This window comes from Oscillibacter sp., assembly GCF_032060045.1.
GTDB lineage: Bacteria > Bacillota > Clostridia > Oscillospirales > Oscillospiraceae > Oscillibacter.
The window spans coordinates 26,414-38,828 of sequence record NZ_DAMBZJ010000014.1; the positions used below are offsets into that span (position 1 = coordinate 26,414).

16 protein-coding genes are annotated in these 12,415 nt (G+C 47.8%); 8 read left to right on the top strand and 8 right to left on the bottom strand.

The annotated features are described in order from the left end of the window. Together RT018_RS07430 and RT018_RS07435 are read right to left on the bottom strand one after the other, a co-directional pair. Positions 1–450, bottom strand: a complete 450-nt coding sequence (locus RT018_RS07430) for a hypothetical protein (protein WP_312940669.1) — start codon at positions 448–450, stop codon at positions 1–3. A 91-nt stretch (positions 451–541) separates the two neighbouring features. After that, the gene (locus RT018_RS07435) at positions 542–1,594 is read right to left on the bottom strand and encodes an S-layer homology domain-containing protein (protein WP_312940671.1); all 1,053 of its coding nucleotides are present in this window, start codon (positions 1,592–1,594) and stop codon (positions 542–544) included. 151 nt (positions 1,595–1,745) lie between these two features. On the opposite strand from RT018_RS07435, the gene RT018_RS07440 reads away from it, so the two are divergent. Then, positions 1,746–2,726: a hypothetical protein gene (locus RT018_RS07440; protein WP_312940673.1), complete on the top strand. Its 981-nt coding sequence runs from the start codon at positions 1,746–1,748 to the stop codon at positions 2,724–2,726. A gap of 65 nt (positions 2,727–2,791) precedes the next feature. Here the strand turns inward: RT018_RS07440 and RT018_RS07445 are convergent, their stop codons facing one another. After that, a complete protein-coding gene (locus RT018_RS07445) occupies positions 2,792–3,217 on the bottom strand; it encodes a hypothetical protein (RefSeq protein WP_312940674.1) in 426 nt (141 codons plus the stop codon). A gap of 132 nt (positions 3,218–3,349) precedes the next feature. Beyond that, positions 3,350–4,492 (bottom strand): S-layer homology domain-containing protein, encoded by a 1,143-nt coding sequence (locus RT018_RS07450; protein ID WP_312940675.1) that lies wholly within the window; start codon positions 4,490–4,492, stop codon positions 3,350–3,352. A 100-nt stretch (positions 4,493–4,592) separates the two neighbouring features. Here RT018_RS07450 and RT018_RS07455 point away from each other — a divergent pair, with 100 nt between their 5' ends. The 3 genes from RT018_RS07455 (at position 4,593) to RT018_RS07465 (ending at position 6,531) form a co-directional block, all read left to right on the top strand. Further along, positions 4,593–5,144 (top strand): hypothetical protein, encoded by a 552-nt coding sequence (locus RT018_RS07455; RefSeq protein WP_312940677.1) that lies wholly within the window; start codon positions 4,593–4,595, stop codon positions 5,142–5,144. Beyond that, positions 5,141–5,554, top strand: coding sequence for a hypothetical protein (locus RT018_RS07460; protein ID WP_312940679.1), 414 nt, complete (start codon positions 5,141–5,143; stop codon positions 5,552–5,554). The genes RT018_RS07455 and RT018_RS07460 overlap by 4 nt, the downstream gene beginning before the upstream one ends. 530 nt (positions 5,555–6,084) lie before the next feature. After that, complete coding sequence (locus tag RT018_RS07465) at positions 6,085–6,531, top strand: hypothetical protein (protein WP_312940680.1); 447 nt, start codon at positions 6,085–6,087, stop codon at positions 6,529–6,531. Between the two features lie 69 nt (positions 6,532–6,600). Here the strand turns inward: RT018_RS07465 and RT018_RS07470 are convergent, their stop codons facing one another. Further along, positions 6,601–8,142 (bottom strand): S-layer homology domain-containing protein, encoded by a 1,542-nt coding sequence (locus RT018_RS07470; RefSeq protein WP_312940682.1) that lies wholly within the window; start codon positions 8,140–8,142, stop codon positions 6,601–6,603. 131 nt (positions 8,143–8,273) lie between these two features. Between RT018_RS07470 and RT018_RS07475 the strand changes: the two genes are divergently transcribed. Next, complete coding sequence (locus RT018_RS07475; RefSeq protein ID WP_312940684.1) at positions 8,274–8,645, top strand: holin family protein; 372 nt, start codon at positions 8,274–8,276, stop codon at positions 8,643–8,645. A 1-nt stretch (position 8,646) separates the two neighbouring features. Here the strand turns inward: RT018_RS07475 and RT018_RS07480 are convergent, their stop codons facing one another. The 3 genes from RT018_RS07480 to RT018_RS07490 all read right to left on the bottom strand — a co-directional run bounded on the left by RT018_RS07480 (position 8,647) and on the right by RT018_RS07490 (position 10,396). After that, entirely contained in the window at positions 8,647–9,186 is a 540-nt protein-coding gene (locus RT018_RS07480; protein WP_312940686.1) for a sigma-70 family RNA polymerase sigma factor, read from the bottom strand. 263 nt (positions 9,187–9,449) lie between these two features. Then, the gene (locus RT018_RS07485; protein ID WP_312940688.1) at positions 9,450–10,022 is read right to left on the bottom strand and encodes an RNA polymerase sigma factor; all 573 of its coding nucleotides are present in this window, start codon (positions 10,020–10,022) and stop codon (positions 9,450–9,452) included. Then, positions 10,019–10,396, bottom strand: a complete 378-nt coding sequence (locus RT018_RS07490) for a helix-turn-helix domain-containing protein (RefSeq protein ID WP_312940690.1) — start codon at positions 10,394–10,396, stop codon at positions 10,019–10,021. The genes RT018_RS07485 and RT018_RS07490 overlap by 4 nt, the downstream gene beginning before the upstream one ends. Positions 10,397–10,623: 227 nt before the next feature. Between RT018_RS07490 and RT018_RS07495 the strand changes: the two genes are divergently transcribed. The 3 genes from RT018_RS07495 (at position 10,624) to RT018_RS07505 (ending at position 12,400) form a co-directional block, all read left to right on the top strand. Beyond that, positions 10,624–11,196 (top strand): RNA polymerase sigma factor, encoded by a 573-nt coding sequence (locus tag RT018_RS07495; RefSeq protein WP_312940692.1) that lies wholly within the window; start codon positions 10,624–10,626, stop codon positions 11,194–11,196. Further along, positions 11,183–11,908, top strand: coding sequence for a DUF4367 domain-containing protein (locus RT018_RS07500; protein ID WP_312940693.1), 726 nt, complete (start codon positions 11,183–11,185; stop codon positions 11,906–11,908). The genes RT018_RS07495 and RT018_RS07500 overlap by 14 nt, the downstream gene beginning before the upstream one ends. Positions 11,909–11,983: 75 nt before the next feature. After that, positions 11,984–12,400 (top strand): hypothetical protein, encoded by a 417-nt coding sequence (locus RT018_RS07505; protein WP_312940695.1) that lies wholly within the window; start codon positions 11,984–11,986, stop codon positions 12,398–12,400. The last annotated feature ends 15 nt before the right edge of the window (positions 12,401–12,415 follow it).

Sequence of the window (12,415 nt, forward strand, 5' to 3'; positions counted from 1 at the left end):
CTAGGTCAGGAGCGCGTACGGGCGAATACGGCCGTTTTTCGCCGCGAGATAGGCGAGATGCTGCTTTTGGCTCAAAAGTGATAGAACGTCAGGACGTGCGGGTATCAGACGGGTTTTCAGATTGTCGGTGGAGAGCGCCGCCGACGCTTTTTCAAAAGATTTTAACTGCGCTCCGCCGGAATTCGCCCCGCCGCCGGGAGACTTCCAGAAAAAAACCCGGTCCTCGCCTATGGCGAGAATCTGATAGGCCGCGCTGTCATAGCCTTCTGAGAAAAATTTGCAGCGGGGCGCGATGACTTCAATGGAGCCAATGAGCCCGCCCCATTTCTCGCGGGACGGGGTGTGAAAAAACTGAACGCTTGCTTCGGATTCCTCTACTGCGATGTCCTGACCAGAAAGGCCGGGAGCCGTCATAGAAAAGCCTAAGACAGAAATACGCAGTGTCTGCATTTTGCATGAAGGGACCCTCTCGCTTTAAAAAACTCATAAGCCAAGCATAAAAACCAGAATATTTTAATGCATCTCATCCCGCAAATGGCGTTCACGACTCGGAAAGTAGAACGAGCTCCATTGTTGTGGCATCCAAGTAATACTGCAGGAGCCCCTCCGGTCTGTCATCCACGAAATATAGCCGTTCCGCATCGGTGTCCCATCGAAAATCGGAGGGGACGCGGGGATAGGGGATATTTCCAGCTTTACAACCTTTTGTCCCCCCTTTTTCAGATACTTTGAGGAGTAAAATAATACTGTCCTCCGGGTGCATAGGTGAATCTTCCGAATAACAAACGACTCCATATTTCCCCAAAAGTTGCTTATAATAAGCCGTCTTATTTTCAACGGAAAGATTTTGATACTTCTGCTCAAAAGAAACCTCAAGCCCGCACAGGGGAACGGTCTGCTCGTAAAGCGCAGGGAACATTCGGTTGAAGGTGGCAATGCTCTGCTCCACCGTGTAGGAATCGTGCGGATGGAACCCTCCGTCACCCTTTCCATTCATTACGCCGGAGCCGCACAGGATTTTGACATAGGGAAGCGCCCACTTGCCGATATCCTCCACGTCCGTGTACAGCAGGACGTCCGTAGGCTTCTCCGTCTTCGGCCCGTAGATATGGATAATCCGCCCCAGCATCACGGCGGCCTCCTCACGGGAAATGCTGCTATTGGGGTCGTAGTAGCCGTTTTTTCGCCCCTTCACCAGACCGATAAGCTGTGCCGCACGGATCATGGCGTCAGATTCACTGTCGCCTTTCACGTCCTTGAACGGGAGATATTCATAGCGTAGCGTGTAATTCCATACCTCGGCCACCTGAACACTGTCTGCCCAGTTGTGGTAGTCCTTCAGCTGGTAAGGATTCCCGTCGGCATCTGTGTGGTAAGTAAAGTACATGTCGTAAAAACCGGCATCCGGTTCGCCGAAATCATACAACGCGGAGACGAAATTCAGAGCCAGCCTTGCAAATTCGCCCCTAGTGATAGGGCGGCTATATGCTTTAAGGTCATCCAAAAAATCTTGAGAGACGATATCACGCTGCGTGGCCTCCTTGACTTCGGCGGAAAATACCGGCGACGGTTCGGCGGCCTGTCCCGGAATCATGAAGATGGCCAGGGCGCAAACGACGGCTAATAAAATAGATAGAGACTTTTTTATAAAAAGAACCTCCTGCTCATTTACAAAATATAAAATATTCGCTCCTTAGTTAATTCGATAGGCGCCTATCTGATTTTTTTAAGGAGTGTGATTTCTAATGGGAAAAATTATTGGGATACGTAATGGTGATACGTATAGCGTTACACCTCTGATTGTAACTTCCTCAATCTCCTCCGGTAAGATTACCGACGTAATCAACCATAATGCCGCAGGCGCTGCGAATCTCTATGATTGCAGGGTTGGCCTGAATGTTATAAAGACCAAAACGGATGCAGGAGGTACCGGCACCTTTGATAGCTTCATCCGTGGCCGTACGAATCCAAACATGGGCGGCTATTACTACGCCTATGCGTTTGACGGTACGACTTATGTGGATGCGAGCTGCAGAATTCCTCTTTCCCAGTGTTCAGTGGGGAATGTAAGCGGAAAACGAAGAGCCTATGTTTCGATGGGCGTCGCCTGCAATGGCAGCAAATTCCGCTACTTCGATGTTGGCATCGCCAATGATGGCAATGGTTGGTATCCCAGTGTTTACGGCAACAATGTCTATCGGCTGAATACGAGTGGTGGGTATACGTTAGATCCTGATATTCAGTATTACCATACAGGTAATATGGTGGTAAAGACCAAAAACGGTGAAACCGGCACGCCGCTCCCAGCAAACGGAATTGTCACGCTGAAACTGGAAACGGGTTTGTACACCGACCGGGACTATGTTCGATTTACTTATACCTGCGGTGCGATGACGGGGACAATTGCTTTCAACGCGGCAAAAGGAACCATGCATGTCCGCAGCAATAATAAAGCCAAGGCCAGATTTTATCGCTTCATGTCTGTGGTCCCCCTGCTCGGTCAAGGAGAGAACGACAATGCAGACAATTCGGCACTAAGCGCGGTGATCGATACGCTGAAACTGGGAACGGCCTCATGGACTGCGGATAAAGTCCAACATTCTTACGTATGTCAGATTGAAAATGTCAAGACTGTTGACGTCTCGACGCTGACGCCTGCCAGTATTGGAGCAGATGCGGACTATTGCCACATCTATCACGATACACCGACGCATCCGATGGCATAAAATCAATATCTGGACAGGCTCTCTTTCAAGAGAGCCTGTTCAGTTTTCCAAGGTACTTACCTATATTATAAATAGATCAAATAACTTCTCACATATTTGACCGCATGTTGAACAAAAACATTGTGTTGACTGAACGACTGTAGTGCAATATCCTCGTTGCCGTCTTGATTCCATCCCATATCCCAATAGTCCCAGTTAGTTCCCCAGCGCACCAAACTACCATCCGTATCAATCAGGTAATAGTTATTTTCTTCGTCAGTATAAAGCCTGCCCTTGAACTGAAAATCCGCTGGTATGGGATCGGTTAAGTATGATTTGAGTGTGTTTGCAGTAGTAAATTCTGCTGTCAATTCACAGGACTGGATTGACTGTATTTGTGATGTCTCATCACGACTTATGGCTAAGTTGGTTTGCCAGTACCCTGATAGGCAGAGTATTGTGGAGGATAGAACGAATAGGAATAAAAACGCAAATATTTTTTTAGACATCATAAAAAATTTATCGCCTAATCAGCTTATCAAGAAATTAAAATTGCCACTACTTTCGGGAATGTGCTACACATGTCAATGCGCATACTTTGCGACAATTCTGCATACCGTCGCCAGCCCAAATCAAAATGGACTTTACTGCGAAACAGTCTCTGTCTCTCCCAGCAAAACGACAGACAGCTCCTTTACGTTGAAAACGTACTGATAGTCCTTGCTCTGATGATCATGGACATCGTAGTCTGTCACCGTGTAGAAAAGCTGCTCCGTATCCTGATTCCATGTAATGCTTTCGCGATTGGGCGCATGTGGGAGAGTAACGCTCTTATATCCCCCCTTTGGAGAAATGATATAGAGCGTGTCACCCACTGGTTCGAGGATACCGCCGCTGGGGGAGCCAGATTCATGACCAACGCACACCAGCGTGTAGGCGTCGGTTTTTTGCTGGAAAACCAGCAGATCGTCCGGCAGCTCCGCAACCCAGCCGGGCAGAGCCGCCTGCCCATCCGCCCCGCGGTAAAACGGCGGGAGCAGCGCCTGAACCGGGGCGAACAGGCGGTCGAAAGTGACAATGCTCTGCTCCACCGTATACGCGGCAGTGGGATGGAAGCCACCGTCCGATTTCCCATTCATCACACCAAGGGCGGCTGCTGTCTGAACCGACGGCAGCGCCCACGCGCCGATTTCCTCCTGATCGGGATAAACGCGGGCCTCTCCGTCGGCTTGACCGCCGCAGCGCGCGTAAACCCGTGTCAGGATCACGGCGGCCTCCTGACGGGTAATTGTGCCGTTTGGATCATAAGCGCCGTTGGAGCGGCCTTTTACAAGCCCCATCAGAGCGGCCGCGCAAATTAAAAACGCCCGGTCCGACTGTCCAGTCACATCCGTAAAAGGCCGGTAGTATTCTTTGAGAATAATCACCCACTCCGGCGACATCGTGCGGCCCTCTCCCAAATAGACGTAGTCCGTCCACACGTAGGGCTTTCCGTTGGGATCAAGGCAATTGTGAAAGTATTCCTGAATAAAATCTGTGTTTGGCGCTTCAAACCCATATTGGGCGGCGACAAAGCTGACCGCCAGCTCGGCGAACTGTCCCCGCGTGATGGGCGCGGCGTAGTCCTTGACGCCGACCAAAAACGCAGGCGTTGTGATGCACAATTTTTGGGCGTCTTCTGCCGCCGACTGCGCCCAGGGCCGCGGGCGTTCCTCCGCCGACGCGCCCACCGCGGCGCATGTGAGAACCAAGAGAATGGTTAAAACAACGGAAATGAATCTTTTCAAAACAAGCCCTCCCTGTTCGTTTACATTTTGCGAGTAATTTCTTTCTTTATATAATTGCAGGAATAAACCTGCAAACTATATGATAAAGGGAGAAATATTTATGTCAACACCGCTTACAGGTCTTGGTTCCAGCGGAACTACCATCAAGAAATACGCAACAATTCCGGGGGCCAAAGAAAACATCATCAATACCAGCGCATACCCTTCCGCAAACGTTTGGTGCGATGTCGTGAAAACTTATGACAGTAATAAACGGCAGTGCTCCTTCAATGATTACATCCGAGGCCGGGTTGATCCCAACAAAGGTGCTTATTACTATGCCTACGGTTATGAGGGTACGACATACCAGTACGCCATGGGCCGCATTCCTCTTTCGGAAGCGATTGCCGCGGTCAAAACGAGTTCTGCGGGCAAGAAGCGCAGAGCCTACATTTCCTTGGGTGTTCTTACTAATGGTTCAACCTATACATTCTGTGACGTAGGGCTTGCAAATGACGGTAGCGGCTGGGCTCCCTCATGCTGGATCAATGGTTTCCTGAATGCAAATGGCCAGCCTGTGAATTCAAACTGCAAATTCTTCCGTGCGGGTACGATTCCCATTCACGCCGCTGTAAATGATGGTTTACCCCGTTTGAGGGCAACGATCCAGTGACGGTAAAAGTTGAAGTAGGGGTGACAGGCAATCTGGATTTTGTACGCGCGGAATTCACCTACCAAGGCAAGACCGGCTCTGTCGCATTCGACGCACCAATTGGCATGATTCATCCTGTCGGTGGGGGAAGTAAGCCCAAGGTGGCATTCTATCGCTTTATGTCCATGGTCCCCATTGTGAACGACACGGACAACGGGAGATACGATGATCTGGATCATTCCGCACTCAGCGGCGTTCTGGATTCTTTGCAGTTGAATGGAACCTCCTGGACGGCGGATAAGGTACAGCACGCATACTCCGTTCAGGCTCAGAATGTTCCCACGCTGAAAATCTCCAATATTCGCCCTGCCGCCACCATCGGCGGTAACGCGGATTACGCCAATATTAAATACGAGGTGCAAACGCACTAATTTTGCGGGTAATTCTTTTTTAGATGCGGTTCGCCCACTTCGGAATGAAGAGGGCGAACTGTATTTTCACCTCATTTTCTATTGCCTTGGTTTTTTCATCATAGGAACGTAAGCTACTAAAATGGAAATTGAACCGTTTCGAACGGGTGCTCTTCCATTGATTTGAGCGCGTTTGGTAATTTTACGAAGATTGTCAGCAGACTTGAAACGGTCGCTGATGCTAAGGATTTTTTACAACTACTTTCATAGACAAGTTTTATTGAAAAATGCAACACAAAAGGGTGATAAACCGGCAAGTTTATTTTGCCGTGAAGGAAGCGCATTTAATTTTTACATTCCTGCCGGAAAATCTTAAATCGGGTTTACATTTGATTTAAAATTATCCTCTTTTATTATATAAGTCAATTGTTGCAGCGTTTAATCCGGCAAAAAGACTTGGACAACCTTTTTGTCGATAGTCCAATTGGTTAAGCGATACACCAATGACTTAAATATAAGCCAAAGGGCTCATCTATAAAGGGGGATTATCTATGACCGCTAAAGCGTATAAGGACATCATTAATGGCTTTGATGTTGAACACAATTCTACGTATCTGCCGCATGGTGGAAACACCTATTGCAATATCTTTGCTCAGGACGTTGCGGAAGCGTGTGGTACGCCTCTGCCTACCGGCGGATGCACTGCTATGCGGAATGCTTTGGCACACAATCAGTTTCCAAAATGGTATTCCGTGACCTTTGATCAGGCGCAGAGTCGTGCAAACGACGGCGTCCCGGGAATTGCCATTACGTATGACCACATTGCAATCATCCGGCCCAACGACGGAAGTGTCCCGGCTACCAAGGGAAAGGTTCATATTGCTCAAGCTGGCGCAACCTGCTATAACGATACGACACTCTCCTATGGCTGGAAAAGCGCTCGCTGGGACGAAATCAGATTTTACTCCTGGTATGAGGTCGGCAAGCCTTCGTACTAAGCGAGATCACTCCATGTGCGCATAGAAGCACTCCATTGATACCGTAATAGTAACACCCGCAGAGGCGGATCATTTAGCGGCATGAAGCTCCGCCCCCGTGATCGCCGTCTGCCTGACCGCCTCAAAATCGCACGCATAAATGCTCTCGTAGGGCTGGTACCGAACGGTCAGATAAACGGCGTTTTGCCCTGCGGGGCGCAGCTCCGCGGAGACGATGGAGGCCAGCAGACTCCGCTCGTTTGCAAACTGCCGGGCGGGCAGGTGCGCGACCCGCGCGTCTGCGTCCGCGAGGAAATTGACCCACGTCCTGCCGCCGTCGGCGGTTTGCAGCAGGATGCAGGCGCAGTCTTCATCGCTTCCCAACAGCACGCCCTCCTGACTGTTGAAGAAGAACAGGCCAGAGACCGCGGGGGAAAGCGGCGCACCCACCGCGCTCCAGGTTTTTCCGCCGTCCACGGTGCGGCGGAGCTGGCCCGCGCTGACGGCCCAGCCGTTCTCCGCGTCGATAAACGCATACGCGCCCGTCCCCTTGGGGAGCGCGTCTGTTTTCACCGTAAAGTCCCGCGCAAAATCGCCGGGCAGCGCGCCCGCAGCCTCCAGAACATTTTGATAAGCCCAATGGCCGGGCTTTAGGTCGGAAAAGGGAGACGCCGCATCCGCCGTCGTATGGGACTCGTCCCGGCCCAGCATCCGGTTGACGGCGGTGACGGCCTCCGACCGGGTGATCTCCCGGCCGGGGCGGAACAGGCCGTCAGCAGTTCCGGTCATCCAGCCCAAAATGCTGGCACTGTAAACTGCCTCCTCCGCCCAATACCCGACGGGGACGTCGGCAAAATCAGGCGCATCGCCGTATCGCCCCACGGGGGCGGCGAACTGGCAGCGGTGCAGCAGCACTGCGAACGCGGCGCGGCTGATCGGCGCGTTGGGCCGGAAGGTTCCGTCCGGGTAGCCAGTCAAAATACCGTAGCTGGCCAGGTACCCCACCGCCTGGGCGCGGGCGGTTCCCGTCACGTCGGAAAAGGGCGCTTCGTAAGCTCCACCCTTGTTATCCGCATCCAGCAGGGCGTATAGCATGTCGGCCAGCTCGCCCCGGGTCAGGGACGTGTCTGGGCGGATGTGGCCGTTTTCCACCGCGAGATAGGGGAGGTGCCGCTTTTGACTCAAAAGCGGCTGGGCATCGGGATGCGCGGGGATCAGGCAGGCTTTCAGCTTGTCGGTGGAGAGTGCTGCCGCTGCTTTTTCAAAAGATTCCAACTGCGCTCCGCCGGTATTCACCCCGCCGCCGGGGGACTTCCAGAGGAAAACCCGATCCTTGCCCATGGCGAGAATCTGATAGGGCGCGCTGTCGTAGCCTCCCGAGAAAAATCCGCTGCGGGGCGCAACGACTTCAATGGAGCCGATCAGCCCGCCCCATTTCTCACGGGACGGCGCGTGGAAAAGCTGAACGCCCGTAGTGGATTCCTCCACTACAACCTCTCGGGCGGAGAGGCCGGGAACCGTCATGGAAAAGCCCAGGGCCTCGCTCTCAAAGTGAAAAGGTTCGTCCGCGGCCGCGGGGACGCAGGTCAAAGCCAGCAGGCAGGCGATCAGAAAACAGGGGAGCCGTTTCATGTGCATTCCTTCCTTCCTCATATCTGCGGATGTCGAACTGTAACTAAAATCGATTCAAAAAATGTTTACAAAAAGCCCGAAGAAAACTCTCTTGCTAAAGAACATATTGACGCAGGGGGTACTTAAATCTTATGGAGACACTGGGTAAAGTAATCAATATTTTGTTTGGAGATGATAATAACAGAATGCTCCACGCACTGATCATTCTTGTCGTACTCGATTACATAACAGGAGTGTGTGTCGCAATTCTAGAGCGCAGACTTTCTAGTGAAATTGGAGCAAAAGGAATTGCTGGGAAAGTCATGATTTTCGTTTTGGTTGCATTGAGCAATGTTGCGGATACCTACTTTCTTTTAGACGGAAATGCATTGGAAACAGTTACAGTCATTTTCTACTGTGCAAATGAATCTATCAGTATTGTAGAAAATGCAGGGAAAATGGGCATTCCACTTCCTCAAAAATTACTATCGGTTCTAGAAAAACTAAAAGACAAAAATGGCTAGATCATGTAATTATTAGATGCTTACGTAATTTATCGATTGCCCTTTTCTTAATTTGGTTTACGTTCTGTCGGCTGACGCCGACCTGAGCAGCGATGTCAGTAGCTGAAAGTCCAGTTTCATAAATGGCCAACAAAATCTGATACTCCTTTTTTGTGAGCGCTTTTTTCGGTACTGATTCTGCTATGGGAATTATATCCCAGTATGCGGTCTTTTGGTCTATTTCCTTTTTTTGCGCAGGGGAAAGGTCTTCAGTCGCAATACAGGACACGCTGTGATCTATTAAGTTGTTTAGCCGATGTAAGTAATGCCTGCGACAGGATAAGACAATGTAATTTACAATTGCTCCGTCACTCGAATTATTCAACTTCTTAAAATCACAAGTTACAATTAGTTCAATAAAGTCGGCCATTAAATCATCTTTTGCATCCTCATAGCCAAGTTTTTTCCCGTATTTGGAAAATAAGCCCTGAAAACGATTAATTAATGCAAGAAACTCACTCTCATTTCCGCTCTGCGCTTCAAGAATTTGATCAATAAGCATATCCCTGCTCCTTTACTCGTTTCGAGTAAAGGAGCAGAGTCATACACCAGATGTAAACTCGCCTTTGAAAATATACACGTCTTTCCTTATAATGGAAACACCAATCTTTGGAAATTGCAACTAAATAGTATAAAGATCGATTCTTTTTGCTTTATGCCTGAGTGACGCATACCTCTCCAAAATAATTTTTTACATTAGCGGCGTTCTATTTTATAAGACAATAAACAGTAAAAAATGCAACAAAAAGATGGACTCCTTCAGAATCAAAGGAGTCCATCTTTTTTGCGGCCGGTCTTCTGTATGAGGTTAAATGCTGTTTTCCGTGCTCGGGTTAAAGCCATACGGACGCTCTCTGGCTGAATCTGCAGTTCAGCGGCAATTTGAGTGGCCTTTAAATCTAATATGTATCTTGCTTCCAACAAATAGCGGGTTTTAACATCCAATAGTGACCAAATTGAAGATAGCATTTCTATTTCATCCTCACGGATGATTTTGGCATCCATAGCTTGACGGTCATCTTCTTCGGAGATATCTGCGATACAATCATCAAAATTAATTGCGCTATGCCGCTTTCTGTATCTCAACTCATTGTATGCGGAGTTCCTGCATGTCACAATGATGTAATCTGCCAAATGCTGCTGATCAAGAGTCTTCAATAATCCGATCTTATCAATCAGTTTTTCGCAAGCAATTTGAACAACATCGTCTTCCAACCATTGATCTTCTGTAATTTTTCTAATCGTATAATGCATCAGTCCTTGATATTGAAAATAAAGGCTTGTCATATATTCCCGGTCACCCTCATCTTCAATAGCCAGTATACAACATGGAATCATTTCTTACCCTTCTCGTTATATTGACGCATAATTGCAGCCATTTTCATGTCCTGCACGATTTCTGAAAGCATCCGACGATGCTCCATGTCCAAGCATTTGAAGTCTGCAACAAAATCACCCAACGTGCGGCCAGCGGCAATGTCTTCGTTTAACACAGACGGAGAAAGGTTGCATGCACTCCGGCCGAGCAGATAATCAACCGTAACGTTAAAGTAATCAGCCAACTTTATAACCTTGTCGACCGCGGGAATATAATTATTTTTCTCGTAATTGGATATTGTCCCATTGGTCACAAAAATAATATTTCCGAGTTCTTGCTGTGTTAGATTATGATCTTTTCGCAATTCTGATAGCATATCGCCAAATTGTGCCATAATTCACACTCCGAGTCTCAATAATTAGTTATTATAATTTATTGAGAAGCAAAAATTTGAAATTGATAAAAATTCAAGATATTTTGTGTAATTTGTGGTAGAATTATTGCAATACAATAGTTTTATATTGGGATAAAAGGATTTTTCCAAATAAACATAATTTTTTACTGTTGCATGTTGCGCACAGATTTGTCTCTTGATAAAATAGAAAGGTAGGAGCCCAGCATATGGTTACAATCGTATATGCGATCCGCCAGGAGCCGGATGGCAAGCAGTTTATATTGGATATGTACGAAAAATACAATAGTGTCATGGCATCAACTGCCAGGAAATATATAGCAAGCCCAAATGATGTCGAGGATATCGTGCAGGAAAGCCTGATCAAACTCATGAAAAAAGTTGGAACATTGCAGTCGATGGAATGTTGCACACTGACCGCTTATATTGTCGCTACAGTTAGAAATACGGCCATCAATCGTCTCAAGTCAATGGCTGCGGAGAAAAAATACTCTGTGGATATTGAGAATTTGGACTTTGCAGGTACGCCGTTTGAAACCCAGACGTTGGATGACGTGCTCATTTGCGCAGAACGCAAGGACTTCCTCTCAAAAATCTGGCCTGATTTGCCACAGGAGGATCAAATGCTCTTAAGCGGAAAATACATTCTCGGATATACGGATCAGGAACTTGCAAATCTCTTGGGATGCAGAAAAGGGAGCATTCGCATGAAATTAACTCGTGCTCGCCGACGTGCGTTATTACGATTATCCGAAAGGGGCGTAATCAATGACAAGACGTGAACTGTTGGAAGAACAATATGAAGATGCATTATTTGCGCTTTTAATGGACGATGTCGCGATTTCAGAGGGACAGAAAGCAATCGAAGAAAACGAGCGTCTTAAATCCGATCCAAGTGCAGCAGTTTCTTTGTCCGCCCAGCAAAAATGTATTCAGACAATCAATCAATATTTTTGGAAGAAAAACGTCCGTTCCGCTTGTCATGTAACAGGGAAAATCATCAACAGAGTTGCTCTTGTAGCTTTAATTGGAATGCTTTTGGTGTCAACCGCTTTTGCGTTCTCACCGACATTCCGAGTAAATGCGCTGAATTTAATGATTGAAACTTTAGGTGATCGAACAAATTTCCAGTTCAGCGATGGAGACTCCGCTGTTTTGCCATCTATAAATTTAAATTGGATTCCAGAGGGATTTGAACTAACCGATCAAAACACCGACAGCACTGTGGAATGGGTTCAGTATATGAATTCAAAGCAGGATATGTTTGATATCATGCTCATGGAAGGAACCGGGAGTATCGCAAGCTTTGATACTGAAAATGCGGACGTTAGCGACTTAACAATAGGGCAGCAACAGGCAACAATGATTGAAAAAAAGGATACCAAGCAAATAGTGTGGGGCGATCAGGAGCGCAATGTTTTTGTGCAGATTCGTGGATGCAATATTACAACGGATACTTTGATTAAAATAGCTGAAAACTTAATACTGGAATAAAGTGTTGCACTTTACTTTGCGCGGTGTCTCCTGATTAAGAGCTAAAAGCTCAAATAAAATTCGGAGGTATCCAAAATGAAAAAAGCAATTGTCCGCATCTCTGCCCTTATCTTTGCCCTATGCTGTTTAGTGACTACGTCCGCTTTCGCTGTTTCTTCCACTTCAGTTGACACAATACAACTCAGGTATACCGGCATTGACAGCGTATCTCCATATTTGACTATTTCTTCAAAAGGTTATGCAACATGCAATGTGGTTGTTCAACCATCCAACGGCTATAGTGTGGATGTGACTTTGGAATTACAGCAAGATGGCACAAGCATCAAAAGCTGGAGCGGCTCTGCCACATACCCGAAAACGCTCTCGTTGGGAGATAGCCTGTTTGTAGTAAAAGGACATAGCTATCAGGTTGTGGCAAACGCTGTGATCAAAAACTCATCTGGCCGGGTTGTCAGTTCTCCTACTTCAAGCTCGAAAATTGTGAGCTATTAAGGAGTTTCACTGGAG